Source organism: Oleiphilus sp. HI0067 (genome assembly GCF_001635735.1).
Genome location: NZ_LWFI01000280.1, coordinates 1 through 884, shown reverse-complemented (window position 1 = coordinate 884; position 884 = coordinate 1). Strand labels below are relative to the sequence as shown.

Here is an 884-nt window from a genome sequence, read left to right as displayed (position 1 = left end):
CGCTTGTAAATTCTTAGGTGGCGACATTGATATCCTCATTTCAGGCGCAGCAGGAAACTTCCCTGCTCGCGTTAACGACATGTCGCCTAATGCGATCCGCTCAGTGCTTGAAATAGACCTACTAGGTACATTTCACGTTATGCGCGCTGGGTTTAATTATCTCAAAAAACCCGGCGCAAGCGTGATTAACATCTCTGCTCCGCAAGCCTTTCTTCCCATGGCTCATCAAGCACATGTTTGTGCAGCCAAAGCAGGCGTGGACATGGTGACGCGAACACTAAGTATGGAGTGGGGGCAAGATGGTGTGCGCGTCAATTCGATTGTACCTGGCCCGATCGCCGGCACAGAAGGAATGGATCGCCTGTCTCCAACCCCCGACTTACAGGCTGCTGTCGCAAAATCGGTACCGCTAAAACGCCTTGGTGAAGTCCACGACATTGCCCATGCAGCTGGAATGCTATGCGCTGAAGAATCCTCGTATATTTCAGGCATTGTGCTCCCAGTAGACGGAGGATGGAGTCAAACTGGCGCGACATCGGTCATGGATAAGATGTCGCGCATGCTCGACACCATGAAACCATAATTAACATAACAACGACAGCGCGCTGACAAAACTCACGCGCGTTGTCAGTACCGAATCGAAATAACATAAGTTGGTTACGATAGGACAAGCAAGGAAAAGCGCATGAAAATCACCCTAAGAAAGACACTCGACTCGGACACCAAACCACGCTTACTCACTTTATTGAACCTTATCGCCAATAACGAGATCAGAACGCATTTGCTTTACTCGGAATTAATAAAGCATCATGCGTGTCATGTGGGCAGAGACCAGCATTTATTATCTTGTTTTCACACAGCCTTGACCGAAGATAAAGATCACT

At 48.5% G+C, this 884-nt stretch carries 2 protein-coding genes; both read left to right on the top strand.

Going from position 1 to position 884, the window contains the following annotated elements; all coding sequences use genetic code 11:
- Positions 1 to 583: SDR family oxidoreductase (locus tag A3739_RS03490; RefSeq protein WP_068500333.1), on the top strand; the 583-nt coding region annotated here is incomplete at its 5' end.
- Positions 584 to 685: 102 nt separating this feature from the next.
- Positions 686 to 884, top strand: a 199-nt coding sequence (locus A3739_RS30665; protein WP_231876993.1) for a hypothetical protein, incomplete at its 3' end; no start/stop codon positions are given.